Source organism: Serratia montpellierensis (assembly GCF_020858655.1).
Taxonomy (GTDB): Bacteria; Pseudomonadota; Gammaproteobacteria; order Enterobacterales; family Enterobacteriaceae; genus Serratia; species Serratia montpellierensis.
Genome location: NZ_VOSN01000005.1, coordinates 234629 through 252827 on the forward strand (window position 1 = coordinate 234629; position 18199 = coordinate 252827).

Annotated in this window: 13 protein-coding genes and 1 pseudogene; 9 read left to right on the forward strand and 5 right to left on the reverse strand. The window is 61.9% G+C overall.

The window, feature by feature from the left end; translation table 11 throughout:
- The first annotated feature begins 112 nt into the window (after positions 1-112).
- From cydD to infA, 4 genes and pseudogenes are all read left to right on the forward strand, one after another.
- Positions 113-1879 (forward strand): heme ABC transporter permease/ATP-binding protein CydD, encoded by a 1767-nt coding sequence (cydD, locus tag FUU19_RS06485; protein WP_230490284.1) that lies wholly within the window; start codon positions 113-115, stop codon positions 1877-1879.
- Positions 1880-1881: 2 nt separating this feature from the next.
- Positions 1882-3622: pseudogene (gene cydC / locus FUU19_RS06490) on the forward strand (heme ABC transporter ATP-binding protein/permease CydC).
- A gap of 29 nt (positions 3623-3651) precedes the next feature.
- The gene (aat, locus tag FUU19_RS06495) at positions 3652-4377 is read left to right on the forward strand and encodes a leucyl/phenylalanyl-tRNA--protein transferase (protein ID WP_047727955.1); all 726 of its coding nucleotides are present in this window, start codon (positions 3652-3654) and stop codon (positions 4375-4377) included.
- Positions 4378-4482: 105 nt separating this feature from the next.
- Positions 4483-4701, forward strand: coding sequence for a translation initiation factor IF-1 (gene infA / locus FUU19_RS06500; protein WP_002211347.1), 219 nt, complete (start codon positions 4483-4485; stop codon positions 4699-4701).
- A gap of 205 nt (positions 4702-4906) precedes the next feature.
- Here infA and clpA read toward each other — a convergent pair whose 3' ends face one another.
- Together clpA and clpS are read right to left on the reverse strand one after the other, a co-directional pair.
- The gene (gene clpA / locus FUU19_RS06505) at positions 4907-7186 is read right to left on the reverse strand and encodes an ATP-dependent Clp protease ATP-binding subunit ClpA (protein ID WP_025302261.1); all 2280 of its coding nucleotides are present in this window, start codon (positions 7184-7186) and stop codon (positions 4907-4909) included.
- 27 nt (positions 7187-7213) lie between these two features.
- Complete coding sequence (clpS, locus tag FUU19_RS06510; protein WP_004928347.1) at positions 7214-7534, reverse strand: ATP-dependent Clp protease adapter ClpS; 321 nt, start codon at positions 7532-7534, stop codon at positions 7214-7216.
- A gap of 355 nt (positions 7535-7889) precedes the next feature.
- Between clpS and cspD the strand changes: the two genes are divergently transcribed.
- Entirely contained in the window at positions 7890-8111 is a 222-nt protein-coding gene (gene cspD / locus FUU19_RS06515; RefSeq protein WP_004928349.1) for a cold shock-like protein CspD, read from the forward strand.
- Positions 8112-8198: 87 nt separating this feature from the next.
- Here the strand turns inward: cspD and macB are convergent, their stop codons facing one another.
- A complete protein-coding gene (macB, locus tag FUU19_RS06520) occupies positions 8199-10145 on the reverse strand; it encodes a macrolide ABC transporter ATP-binding protein/permease MacB (protein ID WP_230490282.1) in 1947 nt (648 codons plus the stop codon).
- Complete coding sequence (gene macA, locus FUU19_RS06525) at positions 10145-11260, reverse strand: macrolide transporter subunit MacA (RefSeq protein ID WP_255703089.1); 1116 nt, start codon at positions 11258-11260, stop codon at positions 10145-10147. Before macA ends, macB begins: the two co-directional genes overlap by 1 nt.
- A 195-nt stretch (positions 11261-11455) precedes the next feature.
- On the opposite strand from macA, the gene FUU19_RS06530 reads away from it, so the two are divergent.
- Entirely contained in the window at positions 11456-12409 is a 954-nt protein-coding gene (locus FUU19_RS06530; RefSeq protein ID WP_141969789.1) for a VirK/YbjX family protein, read from the forward strand.
- A gap of 14 nt (positions 12410-12423) precedes the next feature.
- Here the strand turns inward: FUU19_RS06530 and FUU19_RS06535 are convergent, their stop codons facing one another.
- Positions 12424-14082: an ATP-dependent endonuclease gene (locus FUU19_RS06535; protein ID WP_141969791.1), complete on the reverse strand. Its 1659-nt coding sequence runs from the start codon at positions 14080-14082 to the stop codon at positions 12424-12426.
- Positions 14083-14269: 187 nt separating this feature from the next.
- On the opposite strand from FUU19_RS06535, the gene FUU19_RS06540 reads away from it, so the two are divergent.
- The 3 genes from FUU19_RS06540 to hcr all read left to right on the forward strand — a co-directional run bounded on the left by FUU19_RS06540 (position 14270) and on the right by hcr (position 18054).
- Positions 14270-15166, forward strand: coding sequence for a LysO family transporter (locus FUU19_RS06540; RefSeq protein ID WP_004928363.1), 897 nt, complete (start codon positions 14270-14272; stop codon positions 15164-15166).
- A gap of 180 nt (positions 15167-15346) precedes the next feature.
- Positions 15347-16996, forward strand: a complete 1650-nt coding sequence (gene hcp / locus FUU19_RS06545; protein WP_230490281.1) for a hydroxylamine reductase — start codon at positions 15347-15349, stop codon at positions 16994-16996.
- Between the two features lie 56 nt (positions 16997-17052).
- The gene (gene hcr / locus FUU19_RS06550; protein WP_230490280.1) at positions 17053-18054 is read left to right on the forward strand and encodes an NADH oxidoreductase; all 1002 of its coding nucleotides are present in this window, start codon (positions 17053-17055) and stop codon (positions 18052-18054) included.
- Positions 18055-18199 lie beyond the last annotated feature (145 nt).

Below are 18199 nucleotides of genomic sequence, written 5' to 3' on the forward strand. Positions count from 1 at the left end.
AGGTAACATGGGACCTCGCTTGTTTGTCGCCGATTGCGCCAAACACTATTATTTAACAGTACGTTAACCCAGTCCGTAACAAACGGGCACCGGCGACGCAGACGCATATCTGATGAAAAAAACCAGACAGCAACAGTTAACCCGTTGGCTTAAAACCCAGAGTTCGTTGGCGCAGCGTTGGCTGCGCCTTTCCATGCTGTTGGGGCTGTTCAGCGGCCTGCTGATCGTGGCGCAGGCATGGCTGCTGGCCAGCCTGCTGCACGCCCTGATCATCGAGCATACCCCGCGCGAACAGCTGATCCCTTCGTTTATCTGGCTGGCCGCCGCGTTCGCGCTGCGGGCGCTGTTAAGCTGGTTGCGGGAACGGATCGGTTTCCTGTGTGGGCAGGTGATCCGCCAGCGTATGCGCCAACAGGTACTGGATAAGCTGCAGCAGCTTGGCCCGGCCTGGATCCAGGGCAAACCGGCGGGCAGCTGGGCCAGCATCATCGTCGAGCAGATCGAGGATATGCAGGATTATTACTCGCGCTATCTGCCGCAGATGTATTTGGCGGTCTTCATCCCGCTGCTGATCCTGATCGCCGTCTTCCCGATCAATTGGGCTGCGGGCATCATTCTGCTGGCGACCGCGCCGCTGATCCCGCTGTTTATGGCGCTGGTCGGCATGGGAGCCGCCGACGCCAACCGCCGCAACTTCGTGGCGCTGGCGCGATTGAGCGGCAATTTCCTCGACCGCCTGCGCGGCCTGGACACCCTGCGGCTGTTCGACCGCGCGCAGGCCGAAACGGCGCAGATCGCCAAATCCTCCGAAGACTTCCGCAGCCGCACCATGGAAGTGCTGCGCCTGGCTTTCCTCTCTTCCGGCGTGCTGGAGTTCTTCGCCTCGATTTCCATCGCCGTGGTGGCGGTGTACTTCGGCTTTTCCTACCTCGGCGAACTCAACTTCGGCAGCTACGGCCTCGGCGTGACGCTGTTTTCCGGTTTTCTGGTGTTGATTCTGGCGCCGGAGTTTTTCCAACCGCTGCGCGATCTCGGCACCTTCTACCATGCCAAAGCGCAGGCGATCGGCGCGGCAGAAGCGCTGGAAACCTTCCTCAGCGCCGAAGGCGAGCAGATGGGCAACGGCACGCGGCAACTGCCCGCCGAGCAACCGCTGACGCTGCAGGCCAATGCGTTGGAAATTCTGTCGCCGAACGGCGTGCTGCTGGCCGGGCCGCTGAGCTTCACCCTGCAACCTCAGCAGCGCGTGGCGTTGGTCGGGCTGAGCGGCGCCGGCAAAAGTTCGCTGCTGAATCTGCTGCTCGGCTTCCTGCCCTATCGCGGGTCATTGACCGTCAACGGCATTGAGCTGCGTGAGCTGTCCGCAGAAAACTGGAGGCAACAGCTGAGCTGGGTCGGCCAAAACCCGCACCTGCCGGCGCAAACCTTGCGCGCCAATATCCTGCTGGGCTGCCCGCGGGCCGACGAAGCGCAGCTGCAGCAGGCGGTGGAACACGCCTACGTCAGCGAACTGCTCCCTTATCTGCCGCAGGGGCTCGACACCGAAGTGGGTGACAACGCCGCTCGCCTGTCGGTCGGCCAGGCGCAGCGCGTGGCGGTCGCCCGGGCGTTGATCGGCCCGCGCCGCCTGCTGCTGCTGGATGAACCGGCCGCCAGCCTCGATGCCCACAGCGAACAGTGGGTCATGCAGGCGTTGAGTGCCGCTTCGCATCAGCAAACCACCCTGCTGGTAACGCACCAGTTGGAAGACACCGAAGACTACGATCAGATCTGGGTGATGGATAACGGGCGCATCGTGCAACAGGGCGATTACGCCACCCTCAGCGCCCAGCCGGGCCTGTTTGCCACTCTGATCGCCCATCGCCGCGGGGAGCTTTAATCATGCGCGTTTTGCTGCCGTTTTTGGCGTTGTATCGCCGCCATAGCCTGCTGATTAGCCTGGGCATCCTTTTAGCGATCGTCACTCTGTTGGCCAGCATCGGCCTGCTGGCGCTCTCCGGCTGGTTCCTGGCCGCCTCGTCGCTGGCCGGATTGGCGGGCCTGTTGACCTTCAACTACATGCTGCCGGCCGCCGGCGTGCGCGGCGCGGCCGATCTTCCGCACCGCCGGGCGCTACGCCGAGCGCGTCGTCAGCCACGACGCCACCTTCCGCGTGCTGTCGCATCTGCGGGTATTCACCTTCAGCAAGATCCTGCCGCTGACGCCGGGCGGCATCGCCCGTTTCCGCCAGGCCGATCTGCTCAATCGCCTGGTGGCGGACGTGGACACGCTGGATCATCTTTATCTGCGGGTGATCTCGCCGCTGATCAGCGCAGCGGCGGTGATCCTGGTGGTCACCTATGGCCTGAGCTGGCTCGATCCTGCGCTCGCCCTGACGCTGGGCGGCATTCTGTTGCTGCTGTTGCTGTTGGTGCCGCCGGTGTTCTATCGCGCCGGCAAACCGATCGGCGGCCAACTCACCGCGCTGCGCGGCCAATACCGTACCGACCTGACCGCCTGGCTACAGGGGCAGGCAGAGCTGGTGGTATTCGGTGCCGTCAACGATTTCCGCCAGACGCTGAACGCCACCGAACAGCGGTGGCAACGCCGCCAGTGGCAGCAGGCCTCGCTGAGCGGCAAGGCGCAGGCGCTGATGATCCTCGCCAGCGGGCTGACGGTGACGCTGCTGCTGTGGCTGACCGCCGCCGGCATCGGCGGCGATACCCAGCCCGGCGCGCTGATCGCGCTGTTTGTCTTCGCCGCGCTGGCGTCGTTCGAAGCGCTGATGCCGGTCGCCGGTGCCTTCCAGCACCTCGGCCAGGTGATCGCCTCCGCGACGCGGGTCAAACAGATCATCGATCGTCAGCCGGAGGTCACCTTCCCGGCCGCCGGCCCGGCCGCCGCCAATCGGGCTCAGCTTAGCCTGCGGCAGTTGAGTTTCACCTACCCCGACCAGCCGCAGCCGGTGCTGCGCGACGTCACGCTCGAGGTGGCGGCCGGCGAACACATTGCCTTGCTCGGCCGCACCGGCTGCGGCAAGTCCACCCTGCTGCAGCTGCTGACCCGCGCCTGGCGCACCGACGGCGGCAACATTCTGCTCAACGGCGAACCGCTGGAGGAATATGATGAAACCACGCTGCGTCAAATGACCACGGTCGTCAGCCAGCGGGTGCATATCTTCAGCGATACGCTGCGGGAAAACCTGCGCCTGGCTGCGCCGGATGCCGACGACGCTCGCCTGAGTGACGTGCTGCAGCAGGTGGGGCTCGGCAAATTGCTGGGCAGCGACGGCGGGCTGAACGCCTGGCTCGGCGAAGGCGGCCGGCAGCTCTCCGGCGGCGAACAGCGCCGTCTGGGCATCGCCCGTGCGCTGCTGCACCCAGCCCCGCTGCTGCTGCTTGACGAACCGACCGAAGGCCTGGACGCCGAGACCGAGCAGCAGATCCTGGCGCTGCTGCGCCGGCATTGTCAGGGCAAGACGCTGATCCTGGTGACGCACCGTTTGTATGGCCTGGAGCATCTCGACCGCATTTGCGTGATGGATGACGGCCGGATTGTCGAACAGGGCGATCACGCCACCCTGATGCGCCAGCAGGGCCGCTATGCCCGCTTTCGCAACCGTATCAGCAACCTGGCGCCGTAATCGGCCCGTAGAGGACGCAGAGACCCTGTATGCGCATCGTTAAGCTTTCCCCCCAGTCGCTGGCGTTTCCCTCGCCTGAGGGCGCCCTGCGCGATCCCAACGGCCTGCTGGCTATCGGCGGCGACCTGACGGCGCCGCGGCTGCTGGCGGCCTACGAGCGCGGTATCTTCCCCTGGTACTCGCCGGGGGAAGCGATTCTGTGGTGGTCACCCGATCCGCGTGCAGTGCTGTTCCCGGCCGAGTTCCATCTCAACCGCAGTCTGAAACGCTTTTTGCGCCACGATCCGTTTCGCATCACGCTCAATCATGATTTCGCCGCGGTGATCGCCGCCTGCGCCCACCGGCCGGATGAAGGCACCTGGATCGGCCCGGAAGTACAGCGTGCCTATCAGCATCTGCATCGCCTCGGCTACGCACACTCGGTGGAGGTGTGGCAGGATGATCAACTGGTCGGCGGCATGTACGGCGTGGCGCAGGGCGCGTTGTTCTGCGGCGAATCGATGTTCAGCCGCGTCACCAACGCCTCAAAATGCGCATTGATGGCCTTTTGCCGCCATTTTGCCGCTTATGGCGGGGAATTGATTGACTGCCAGGTGCTGAACGCTCACACTGCCCGCCTTGGCGCGCGTGAAATTCCGCGCCGTCAATTTTTGCAGCAGCTCAGCACCCTTCAACGGCGGCCTTTGGCGCCGGCGTGCTGGGAGCCGCAAGTCATATCCCCACAGCCGGCTGAACCGCCCTCTCCAGTAAACTAATTGGTGGAAACGGTGCAATGTTCACCGACGCATCTTTACATAATGGGGGTTTTTCGGCATTATCTTGCCGGTTAAAAACTAAGGTAGTTAGACCTAGAGGATTCGATGGCCAAAGAAGACAATATTGAAATGCAGGGCACCGTTCTTGATACGCTGCCGAACACCATGTTCCGCGTTGAATTGGAAAACGGGCACGTGGTAACCGCACACATCTCCGGTAAAATGCGTAAAAACTATATCCGCATCCTGACGGGCGACAAAGTCACTGTAGAGCTGACCCCGTACGACCTGAGCAAAGGCCGCATTGTCTTCCGTAGCCGTTAATCGGCTCACCGCGCGCCACACGCTGGCGGCATCGAGGATGTAATCCCTCGGGAGCCCTTTCCGTTTACCCCCGCAGCGACGTTACACAACGGGTTGCAGGTGCGCAGGTAAACTGAGAGGGCTCACTCGTTTCTGTTGTACGGTGAATCTCACCCATAAAAAAAGCGATGCCGAAGCATCGCTTTTTCTTTGCCTGAAGGCGGCCTTAGTGCACCGCGCCCTCGTCCGCCTTGCGTTTGGCGGCGCTGAGGAAGTGATAGGTCAGCTGTTTCTTGTCCTTGTCCAGCTCGACCTTCACGGAACCGCCGTCCACCAGCGAGCCGAACAGCAGTTCGTTGGCCAACGGTTTCTTCAGGTTCTCCTGCATGACGCGCGCCATCGGCCGAGCGCCCATCGCACGGTCGTAGCCCTTCACCGACAGCCAGTCGCGCGCTTCGTCGCTCACTTCCAGCGAGACGCCCTTCGCATCCAGCTGCGCCTGCAGTTCGACGATAAACTTGTCGACCACCTGCTGGATCACCTCGGTAGAGAGATGGTTGAACCAGATGATGTTGTCCAGACGGTTGCGGAACTCCGGCGTAAACACCTTCTTGATCTCTTCCATCGCGTCGGTGCTGTTGTCCTGTTGCACCAGGCCGATCGACTTGCGTTCGGTTTCCCGCACCCCGGCGTTGGTGGTCATCACCAGGATCACGTTGCGGAAGTCCGCCTTGCGGCCGTTGTTGTCGGTCAGCGTCCCGTTGTCCATCACCTGCAGCAGCAGGTTGAACACGTCCGGATGCGCCTTCTCGATCTCATCGAGCAGCACCACCGCATGCGGATGCTTGATCACCGCATCGGTCAGCAGCCCGCCCTGATCGTAACCGACATAGCCCGGAGGCGCGCCGATCAGACGGCTGACGGTATGCCGCTCCATGTACTCGGACATGTCGAAACGCAGCAGCTCGATATCCATCGCCTTGGCCAACTGTACGGTGACCTCGGTTTTCCCGACCCCGGTCGGCCCGGCGAACAGGAAGGAACCGACCGGCTTGCGCTCGTGGCCCAGACCGGCGCGGCTCATCTTGATGGCTTCCGTCAACGCTTCGATCGCCTGATCCTGGCCGAACACCAGCATCTTCAAGCGATCGCCCAGGTTTCTCAGCACGTCGCGATCGCTGGCCGACACGGTTTTCTCCGGGATGCGAGCGATGCGCGCCACCACGGATTCGATATCGGCCACGTTGACGGTTTTCTTGCGCTTGCTGGCCGGCATCAACCGGCTGCGGGCGCCCGCCTCGTCGATCACGTCGATCGCCTTGTCCGGCAGATGACGATCGTTGATGTATTTCACCGACAGCTCCACCGCGGCGCGGATCGCCTTGGCGGTATAACGCACGTCGTGGTGCGCTTCATACTTGGTCTTCAGGCCGTTGATGATCTGAACGGTCTCTTCCGCCGTCGGCTCGGTGATATCGATCTTCTGGAAACGGCGCGCCAGAGCGCGATCCTTTTCGAAGATGTTGCTGAACTCCTGGTAGGTGGTCGAGCCGATCACCCGGATTTTTCCGCTCGACAGCAGCGGTTTGATCAGGTTGGCGGCATCCACCTGCCCACCGGAAGCCGCGCCGGCGCCGATGATGGTGTGAATTTCATCGATGAACAGGATGCTGTTCTGATCCTGCTCCAGCTGCTTGAGCAGCGCTTTGAAGCGCTTCTCGAAGTCGCCGCGGTATTTGGTGCCGGCCAGCAGTGAGCCGATATCCAGCGAATACAGCGTGCAGTCCGCCATCACTTCCGGCACGTCGCCCTGCACGATACGCCAGGCCAGCCCTTCGGCGATGGCGGTCTTGCCGACGCCGGATTCGCCGACCAGCAGCGGGTTGTTTTTACGACGGCGGCACAGCACCTGAATCGCGCGCTCCAGCTCACGATCGCGACCGATCAACGGATCGATGCCGCCCACACGGGCCAACTGATTGAGGTTGGTGGTGAAGTTTTCCATACGGTCTTCCCCTCCGGACTGCTCTTCGTTCACCGGGTTTTCCGCATTCGGTGCTTGGCCCGGCTCGTCTTTACGCGTGCCATGTGAAATGAAGTTCACCACGTCGAGACGGCTGACGTCGTGTTTGCGCAGCAGATAGGCCGCCTGCGACTCCTGCTCGCTGAAGATGGCCACCAACACGTTGGCGCCGGACACTTCGCTGCGGCCGGAAGATTGCACATGGAAGACCGCGCGCTGCAGCACGCGCTGGAAGCTGAGCGTCGGCTGAGTGTCGCGCTCTTCTTCGCCGGCGGGCAGCGTCGGTGTGGTTTGTTCGATGAAGGCTTCCAGCTCCTGGCGCAACGCGGCCAGATCCACCGTACATGCCTCAAGCGCTTCTCGCGCGGCAGGGTTGCTCAGCAACGCCAGCAACAGGTGCTCCACGGTCATAAACTCGTGTCTGTGCTCACGCGCCCTGGCGAAAGCCATGTTGAGACTGAGTTCCAGTTCTTGATTGAGCATAAGCACCTCCCCAATAGATTGCCTTATTCAGGCTTTTTCCAGCGTACAAAGCAACGGATGCTCGTTCTCCCTTGCGTACCGGTTCACATGGACGACTTTGGTTTCCGCCACCTCGGCGGTAAAAACACCACAGATCGCCTTGCCTTGATAGTGGACCGTGAGCATCAGTTGCGTTGCGCGTTCAATATCATAAGAAAAGAACTTTTGCAGAACGTCAATCACAAATTCCATCGGTGTGTAATCGTCGTTGTTAAGTATAACTTTATACATAGACGGCGGTTTTACCGCATCGATTTGTTTTTCTTCGGCCAAGTGTTCAAAGTTTAGCCAATCGTTGTTATTGCCCATCGCTGCTCATCTTCTCTGCTCTGCCCTCTTATATGGGGACAGGTTTCGGTTATTCAAAGTGGGGATAGTTACTATTTTATCATCTTCGGCATCGTCCCGCCGCACTGTAACGTGCGCAAAAAAACGGGCCAATTGTGACTGAATCGTGGCAATAGCGTTACCTGCTTCAAACTTTGGTGAACTGCTCCCCGCCGACAAAAGCCGATCGCTTGACGCCCCGATCATTTGCTCTAGAGTGTAAATTCGTGGCTGGTGGTCTTTTAACCACCCCTTGTCCACCCTGCTACTCGCCTACGGCGAGTGCGAAATCAGTTATTCATCTCACTTAAAATAGCGTTGCGAGGGATGTAAAAGCATGGAGACGGGTACTGTTAAATGGTTTAACAACGCCAAAGGGTTTGGCTTCATCTGCCCAGCCGGCGGTGGCGAAGATATTTTCGCGCATTATTCCACAATCAAGATGGATGGTTACAGAACGTTGAAGGCGGGCCAGCAGGTCAGCTTCGACGTGCATCAAGGGCCCAAAGGGAACCATGCCAGTCTTATTGTGCCGGTGGAAAGCGAGGCGCTGTCCTAAACGCTTCCGGCAGCGTCGCGCTGCACTGACCATGACTGCGATAAAAATGCCAGCCGCCGTGTGACTGGCATTTTTTATGCTTTTTACTTACTCGCGCGCCAGCGCATCGATAGGATTCAACCGCGCGGCATTGCGCGCCGGCAGATAGCCGAACACCACGCCGATGCCGGTGGAACAGAGGAACGCGCTCAGCAACGCCGCCGGCGGGAAGCTGATCTGCCAGCCCGGCAACACCAACTGCACCGCCAGCCCGATGGCAAACGACAGCGTAATCCCCAGCGCGCCCCCCACCAGACAAACCAATACCGCCTCGATCAGAAACTGCTGCAACACGTCGCCGGAACGGGCGCCCACCGCCATGCGAATGCCGATCTCTCGCGTGCGTTCGGTCACCGACACCAGCATGATGTTCATCACGCCGATGCCACCGACCACCAGCGAAATCACCGCCACCAGCGTCAGGAACAGCTGCAGCGTGCGGGTGGTTTTCTCGGCGGTTTGCACCAGGCTGTCCATGTTATAGGTGAAGAAGTCCTTCTTGCCATGGCGCAGCGTCAACAGGCGCGACAGCTGCTGTTCCGCTTCCTTACTGTCGTAGCCGTCGCGGATGCGCACAGTGATCGAGTCGAAATAATTGTTGCCCATCAGCCGGTTGGCCATGGTGCTGTAAGGCACCCATACGTTCAGCGTCTTGCTGCTGCCAAACATCGACTGCTTCTCCTTGGCCACGCCGACCACCGTCGCCGGCATGTTACCCACCAGGATCACCTCGCCCACCACGTTCTTCTGGTGCGGGAACAGCCGCCGTTGGGTATTGGCGTCGATCACCACCGTCTGCGCCTGTGACTGCACCTGCAGCGGATCGATGCCGACGCCCTGGGTAAAGCTCATGCCGAACACGCGGAAAAACTGCTCGCTGACGCCGTTGACGTTGGCCGCCGCATCGACGTTGCCCAGCCGCAGCCGCATGCTGCTGCTGATGCTCGGCGACAGCGCGCTGATGTAAGGCTGTTCGCGCAACGCATCAAGATCGCCGTATTTCAACGATTGCCGGTAGGTCGGATCGTCGTCGCCGAAATCCTTGCCGGGATAGATGTCGATGGTGTTGGTGCCGATGGATTTGATGTCCGCCAGCACCATCTGCTTGGCGGCGTCGCCGATCACCAGGATCGATACCACCGAGGCGATGCCGATAATGATACCGAGCATGGTCAGCGCGGTGCGCATCTTGTTGGCCGCCATCGCGCGCCAGGCCATGACCAGCGCTTCGCGGAAGCGGCCCCCCACCTGCCGCCAGGAAGCCGCCGCGGCGGCCAGCGCCAGCGGCTCGGCCTGCGCATTCTCCTGCGGTGCCGGACGCGAATCGGCGATAATCTCACCGTCGCGGATCTCGATAATGCGCTCAGCCTGGCGCGCTACCGCCGGATCGTGAGTCACCAGAATCACCGTGTGGCCTTGGGCGCACAGCTGTTTGAGGATCGCCATCACCTCTTCGCCGGAATGGCTGTCGAGCGCGCCGGTCGGTTCATCCGCCAGGATCACCTGCCCGCCGTTCATCAGCGCGCGGGCGATGCTGACCCGCTGCTGCTGCCCGCCGGAAAGCTGGCTCGGCCGGTAGTTGACGCGCTCCCCCAGCCCCAGGCGCCGCAACAGCGCCTCCGCCCGTTCGCGCCGCGCCGCTTTTCCCAGCCCCGCGTACACCGCCGGCACTTCGACGTTGTGCGCCGCGCTCAGGTGCGGCAGCAGATGATAGCGCTGAAAGATAAAGCCGAAATGCTCGCGCCGCAGCTGCGCCAGCGCATCGTCGCTCAGCGTCGCCACATCCTGCCCGGCCACCCGATACACGCCGGCGCTCGGCTTGTCCAGACAGCCGAGAATGTTCATCAGCGTCGATTTGCCGGAGCCGGAGGCCCCCATGATCGCCACCATTTCACCGGCGTCGATGCTCAGGCTGATCCCCTTCAGCACCTCCACCGTCTGCTCGCCGGAGCGGTAGCTGCGGCGAATGCCGCTCAGCTGCAACAACGCCGCCATCAGCCGGCCTCCACGCCGCCACGGCTGACGATCACCTCATCGCCCGCCTCGAGGCCGCTGAGGATCTGCACGTCGATATTGTTGCGCAGGCCGATAGCTACCTCGCGCTTCTCTTCCTTGCCCTGTTTCAGCACCGAGACATGGTAACGATTGTCGGCGATCTGATCGCCCAGCGCCGCCAGCGGGATCACCAGCGCCTGCTCGACGCCGGCCAGCTGAATATGCACCTGCGCCGTCATTTGCAAGCGCAACAGCCTTTCCGGGTTGGGCACTTCGAAACGCGCATAATAGAAGATGGCGTTGTTGACCTTTTCCGGCGTCGGCTGAATGTCTTTCAGCACGCCGTCGAAGCGCCGGGTCGGATCGCCCAGCACCGTGAACCAGGCCTTTTGACCCGGCTTGAGGTTAATGACGTCGGCCTCCGATACTTGGGCCTTCACCAGCATGGTGCCAAGATCCGCCAACGTCAGAATGTTCGGTGCCTGCTGCGCCGCGATCATCGTCTGGCCCTGCAGCGTGGTGATCTGCACCACGTCGCCATCCATCGGCGCTTCGATGCGGGTATAGGCCAGGTTGATCTTGGCGGTATCCAGGCTGGCCTGGTTCCGGGCGATCTGCGCATTGATGGTGCCCACCTGCGCTTTCTTCACCGCCAGCTGCGTCGCCGCCTGATCCAGATCCTGACGCGATACCGCCTGCAGTTTGGCCAGCGCCTGGTTGCGCTGCAGCGTGACAGCCGCCAATTGCTGCTCGGCCTGTGCCTGCAGCAGTTGCGCATGCAGTTCGCGCAGCGTCGCCTCGCCTTCGCGAATGCTGTTCTGTGCCTGTTGCGGATCGATAACCCCCAGCAACTGGCCTTTTTTCACCTTGTCGCCGATCTCGACATACAGCTTTTCCAACTGCCCGCTAACCTGCGCGCCGACGTCGACCTTGCGCACCGCGTCCAGCTGGCCGGTCGCCAACACGTTCTGCTGCAGATCGCGTTTGCTGGCTTTCACCGTTTTGAAATCGGTTGGCGCCGGATGGCGAAAGTGCCAAACGGCCGCCGCGGCAATCGCCGCAATGACCGCCAGAACGAGTATCCAGCGGCGTTTATGTCCTTTAAACCCTGTCAAAATTGACCTGCCTGTGCTTGTGAATATCGGCCGCCCCTTGCGGCGGCGGAGCTAAATTAGCATGCAACGTAGGGAATAACTAAACCTTAGCTCAACACAATGTGGAGACACGCTTGGTTACAGTTCGGCATTGAACTCCCGTTTAGTGAAGCCTTGATGAAATAGCGCCATTCAACACAAGCCAAGGATTTCATCATGTCACAGCTCAGCTACCCACTCGCCTCCGCCCAGTCGCTTAACGGCTGGCAACTGATGACGGCGCTGATCAATGGCGAAATGGCGCCGAGCAATGCCTGGAAAAAAACCTCGTTTCGCCTGAAGTTTCTCGGCCGTTCGCTGCTCAACTGGCGCACCACCAGCGGCCTGCTCAACACCCTGGCCAGCAACCCGCTGCTGGAAGAGATCCTGAGCGCGCAGCCGAACCTGCCGTGCAAACTGCATCGCCCCTACCTGGCGGCCAACATGAGCAAGATCGAATGCCTGTTCGCCCTGCGCGATCATTACGATCTTATCGTACAGCGCATGCCGCTGAAGATGCGCCTCGGCCACCTCGGCCCGCAATCTTTCGTGTTGGCCAGCGCAATGGGCAAGAACGAAGCGCCGATCACGCTGGAACTGGCGGCGATCGACAAGCTGAATAAGGAAGGGGAAGCCACGCTGCTGCTGCGCAACGCCAACGGCGTGATGCTGGCGGAGATCACCTTTGCGCTGATGCATTATCAGCAGCAGCCGACGCTGTTCATCGGCGGCCTGCAGGGCGCAAACCATGAGGTGCCGCACGCAGAGATCCAGCACACCACCAAAGAGTGCCACGGCCTGTTCCCTAAACGGCTGGTGCTGGAAGGCATCTGCACGCTGGCGCGGCACCTCGGCATTCGCCAGGTCGTGGCGGTCGGCAACGCCACCCATATCTATCAAAACTGGCGTTACCAGAGTAAGAAGAAGGACAAGCTGCACGCCGATTACGATCAGTTCTGGCTGTCGATGGGCGCCAAACCGCTCGACAGCGGCTATTTCCTGCTGCCCGAACGCATCGCCCGCAAGCCGATCGAAGAGATTGCCAGCAAGAAGCGCGCCGAGTATCGCCGCCGTTATCAACTGCTGGACGAGCTGGAACAGGGATTGGCGGCGCATTTCTGCGCCCGATAACGCCCGGCGGGCCGTCAGTCCGCCCGGCCGCGCGCCAGCCAGATCACCCGTGAGAACATTTTCTTCAGCAGCGGCGGCACCGAATCCGTGCCCCATTCGCCGGCCTGCATCGCGACCTCGATCGCCAGATCCGGCTTCGACGAGTGATGAACCGCTTTCAGGATCACCTTGCGCACCGGCATCTGCGCGTTGAGCGGCACCGACGCCATCCGGTGATAGACCGGGCCGAACCCTTCGCGGAACATGAAGTGCTCCATGTCCGGCGCCGGCAGCGCGGTCAGCCGATCGCGTTCGTTGTCTTCATGATTGTCCAGCAGGCTGCGTACGGTGTTGGCGTATTTTTTACCCGCCTCATCGCCGTCCACCAGCGCATGCCACTCGATGCCCATGCGGCGGGCGAAGCGCAACAGCGGCTTCAGGCCGCACTGGGCGAATTCGATGACCCTCACCCCTTCCGCCTCAAAATGGTAGCCGCATTGGCGCGCCAGCTCGTTCAGCAGCCACACTTCGGTCTCGCCTTCCACCAGCAGCCAGCAGCGGGCGAACAGCGACGACGGCCGATTGAAACGGATGTGAAACGCGATACGCCGTCCGTCTTCGGCGCTCAGCCCGCGCGGCCCGAGACGATAGGTTGCGACCCGCCCCGACTCACGCACCAGCCGGCACACGTGCTCCACCGGTACCAGCGACACCAGTTCGCTGGAGTTGGTGGTGGTGATGCGCTGCAATGGCAGCTGATTGAGCAGCCCCCAGGCCACCGACAGCATGATCGGGTGCAGGCGAGTTTCCGGGTCCTCCACCAGCAGCAGCGGGCGGGCATGGGGATCCAGCTTGACGTCGCCCTTCGCCTGCAACAGGGTGGAAAACATCCCCAGCAGGATCAGACGCATGCTGCGGCTGTTCGGTTCGGCCACCATGCGGTTGATGCCATCCAGCGCACGCCACGCATCCTGCTCCGGTTCGCCGCCGCGACGGCGCGGCCGCGCCACCTGCGAACTCTGCTCGGCGAAGTAGTGCTCCAGCAACTGCTGCATGGCCGCCAGCCCCTGACGCAGCTCGCCGTTGGTCAGCTTCTGCGGATTGCGCACCAGCTCGCGCGTCAGCTGATCCAACTGCTGCGCCAGCGCTTGGGTATCGGGTTTGCGTTCATCCCCGAGGCTGCTGGGGCGCAGGCGGCGAATAAAGCGCGCGTCGCGCAGGCGCAGTACCGGGTGGATGCGGATGATGGCGTGCGCCAGCTGTTCGATATGGTGCAGTTGAAAGGCATTGCCGTCTGCGTCGAGAAAACCGCGCCAGGTGCACACCGTGCCGTCGTCTTCCAGCTCGCCCTCGCAGCGGTAATGAATGCGGCTCAGGCCATCTTCGCCCTTGACCCACAGCGGCGTCAGGTGGCGATAGCGCGGCAGGTGCGCATGGCCGATGTCTTTTTCGCAGAAGGTGAACACCACCTGCAGGTGGCGCTCTTTGGCCGACTCTTCACCGGGGGGGAAATGGAAATCGTGCGCTTCAAACCGGTACAGCTTCTGCTCCGGCGCCAGCAACAGCGTCAGCGCATCCAGCAAGCTGGATTTACCCCAGGCGTTTTCACCGAGCAACAGCGTGTTGTCGTCCAGCATCAGGGACAGCCGGTTAATGCCGCGAAAACCTACAATTTCGATACGCTCCAAGAACATCCGCCGCCTCCCGTGCGCGCCGTCGCCTCTTCAATGAGGTGACCTTCACAGAGCATGGTCAAAAAACCCCTTGCAGGTCAAGCGGCCAACGTCAAATCTGCCGCTTTACTCCGGCCGGGCTTTTGGTTAGCGTGTGCTCCTCGCCGCCGTTCGGCGCGTTTCAAAACTCAAGGACACAAGCTGCACCATGTATTCAGGACTGTTGATTATTCTGTTACCGCTGATTGTCGGTTACCTCATTCCCTTACGCCATCGCCCGCTGCTGGTGCTGATCAACCGGCTGCTCAGCTGGATGGTGTACGTGATCCTGTTTTTCATGGGTATCAGCCTGGCGTTTATGGAGGATCTCAGCAGCAACCTGGTGCTGATCTTCCAGTACAGCGCGGTGTTCTTCTTCTGTATTCTCTGCGCCAACCTGCTGTTGCTGGCGCTGCTGGAGCGGCGCATGCCGTGGCGCAGCAGCCATAAACAGGAAAAGTTGCCTTCACGCGTGCACATGGCGCTGGAGTCGCTCAAGCTGTGCGGCGTGGTGCTCGGCGGCTTCCTGCTCGGCCTGACGCAATGGCAATGGCTGCAGTTCGCCCATAAAGGCAGCGAATATGCGCTGATCTTCCTGCTGTTGCTGGTCGGCATTCAGCTGCGTAACAGCGGCATGACGCTGCGCCAGATCGTGCTCAACCGCCGCGGCACGCTGGTGGCGCTGGTGGTGACCGTCGCGTCGCTGGCCGGCGGCGCGCTGGCGGCTCAGCTGCTGGGGCTGCCGGTCAAGGCCGGGCTGGCGATGGCCTCCGGCTTCGGCTGGTATTCGCTATCGGGTATTCTGATTACCGACGCCTACGGCCCGGTGATGGGCAGCGCCGCATTCTTCAACGATCTGGCGCGCGAGCTGGTGGCGATCATGCTGATCCCGACGCTGGTGCGCCGCAGCCGTTCCACCGCCCTCGGCCTGTGCGGCGCCACCTCGATGGACTTCACCCTGCCGGTGCTGCAGCGCAGCGGCGGGCTGGACATGGTGCCGCCCGCCATCGTACACGGCTTCCTGCTGAGCCTGCTGGCGCCGGTGCTGATCGCCCTGTTCTCCTGATCCTTTTCCCTGGGGGCCGGCCGGCCCCCAAAGCGTAATAATTCCCATCCGCACGGCAAAATTGCGCTAAATCAAACTTGCCCGCAGTAGTCGCACAAAAGCCTTTTGCAACCCCGATCGCCGATCTATGCTTTTAAACAAGCATTATAAATGCAACTTTAAAAATAAAAGGAAGCGACTATGTTCTGTGTGCAATGTGAACAAACCATCCGTACCCCGTCAGGCAACGGCTGCGCGTATGCTCAGGGCATGTGCGGCAAGACGGCGGAAACCTCCGATCTGCAGGATCTGCTGGTGGCGGCGCTGCAGGGGCTCTCCGCCTGGGCGCTGCAGGCGCGTTCGCTGGGCATCGTCGACCACGAGATCGACAGCTTCGCCCCGCGCGCCTTCTTCTCCACCCTGACCAACGTCAACTTCGACTCCCAGCGCATCATCGGCTACGCGCGCGAAACCTTGCTGCTGCGCGATTCGCTGGCCGCCCGTTGCCGGCTGCTGGACGCCGGCGTACGCGTCGATCACCCGATGGCGGCGCTGCAGCTGGCCGGTGACGATATGCCTGCGCTGCTGCAACAGGCAGCGCAGTTTGCCCTCAACAGCGACAAGGCCGAGGTAGGTGACGACGTACACGGTTTGCGCATGCTGTGCCTGTACGGCCTGAAAGGCGCGGCGGCCTATATGGAACACGCGCACGTGCTCGGCCAGTTCGACGAGCAACTCTATGCCGACTACCACGCCTTTATGGCCTGGCTCGGCACCCAGCCGCGCGACGTCGACACCCTGCTGAACAACGCCATGGGCATCGGCAAGATGAACTTCAACGTGATGGCGATCCTCGATCGCGGTGAAACCCAAGCCTACGGCGATCCGCAGCCCAGCGCGGTCAACGTGCGCCCGGTGGCCGGGAAAGCCATTCTGATTTCCGGCCACGATCTGAAAGATCTGCGCATGCTGCTCGAGCAAACCGAAGGGCAAAACGTCAACGTCTACACCCACGGCGAAATGCTGCCGGCGCACGGCTATCCGGAACTGAAAAAATTCAAGCATCTGGTGGGCAACTACGGCAGCGGCTGGCAAAACCAGCAAACGGAATTCGCCAAATTCCCCGGCCCGATCGTGATGACCTCCAACTGCATCATCGATCCTAACGTCGGCAACTACGGCGATCGCATCTGGACCCGCAGCATCGTCGGCTGGCCAGGCGTCAATCATCTGGAAGGCGACGACTTCGGCGCCGTGATCCGCCAGGCGCAGGGCATGAACGGTTTCCCTTATACCGAGATCGAGCATCTGATCACCGTCGGTTTCGGCCGCCAGACGCTGCTGAACGCCGCCGACACGGTGATCGACCTGGTGTCGCAGAAAAAACTGCGCCACGTCTTCCTGGTCGGCGGCTGCGACGGCAGCCGCGACGAGCGCAGCTACTTCACCGACTTCGCCCGCAGCGTGCCGCAAGACTGCCTGATCATGACGCTGGCCTGCGGCAAGTACCGTTTCAACAAGCTGGACTTCGGCACGCTGGAAGGGCTGCCGCGCCTGCTGGACGTCGGCCAGTGCAACGACGCCTACTCCGCCATCATGTTGGCGGTCAAGCTGGCGGATACGCTCGGCTGCAGCGTCAACGAGCTGCCGCTCAGCCTGGTGCTGTCGTGGTTTGAACAGAAGGCGATCGTCATTCTGCTGACGCTGCTGTCGCTGGGGGTGAAAAACATCGTCACCGGCCCGACCGCGCCGGGCTTCCTGACCGACAACCTGATGGCGATCCTCAACGAGAAATTCGGCCTGCGTCCGATCACCACCGTCGAGCAGGATATTGCAGCGCTGCTCGCCTGATGCCGTTACGTTATGGGGCCGCCTGCGCCGGCCCCTTTGTTTTTTGAGGTGCCCCGATGACTCAACCCACACCGCTTTGCCCGAACCGCATGCAGGTGCATTCCATCCAGCGTGAAACCGCAGACGTCTGGACGCTGAACCTGATCTGCGACGTTTTCTACCCTTACCAGGCTGGCCAGTTCGCGCTGGTCAGCATTCGCAACAGCGAGGAGACGTTGCGCGCCTATACGCTCTCCTCCTCGCCTGGTCAGAGCCGCTTTCTCAGCATCAGCGTGCGCTGCCTGCCGGACGGCGTCGGATCGCGCTGGCTGACGCAAGAGGTCAAGCCCGGCAACACGCTGTGGCTGTCCGACGCGCAGGGCGAATTCAGCTGCGAGCGCCACCCGGCCGATCGTTATCTGATGCTGGCCGCCGGCTGCGGCGTGACGCCGATCGTCTCGATGTGCCGCTGGCTGACCGCCAACCGTCCGGCCTGCGATATCGCCGTGATCTTTAACGTACGCACCCCCGCTGACACGATTTTCGCCGATCAATGGCGCGTGCTGTGTGCCGCCCATCCGCAGCTGCGCCTGACGCTGATGGCCGAGCAGGATCTGCAACCCGGCTACCTCAGCGGCCGTATCGATGAACAGACGCTGCGGCAGGCGGCACCGGATATCGCCGAACGCACGGTGATGACCTGCGGCCCTGCGCCCTACATGGATCAGGTGGAGCAGCTTTGTCGCCGGCTCGGCGTGCCGGCCGAGCATTTCCATAAAGAGCAGTTCCACACGCCGACGGCGCAGGCCGACGCCACCGAAGGGCTGACGCTGCGCGCCGCGCGCCCGCTGCGTGAATTCCGCGTGCCGGTCGGCAGCACGCTGCTGGCGGCGATGGAGGCCAATGCCCTGCCGGTCAACGCCGCCTGCCGCGCCGGGGTGTGCGGCTCGTGCAAAACCCGCATCCTCGAGGGCGACTACACCACCACCAGCACCATGACGCTAAGCGCAGAAGAGATAGCGCAAGGCTACGTGCTGGCCTGCAGTTGCCAGCTGCAGGGTGACGTCACCCTGGCGTGATCCCCTGGCCCCATCGCCGCGATGGGGCATTTATCGGCAAGTTCCCCGTGGCCAGCCCGGTTACACTGCTTCCCGTCCTACGCTCTTTACCCTTCCTGACCGCATCTCGTCCACAGCCGGTAAGCTATGCTTGCAGTTGTTCTGC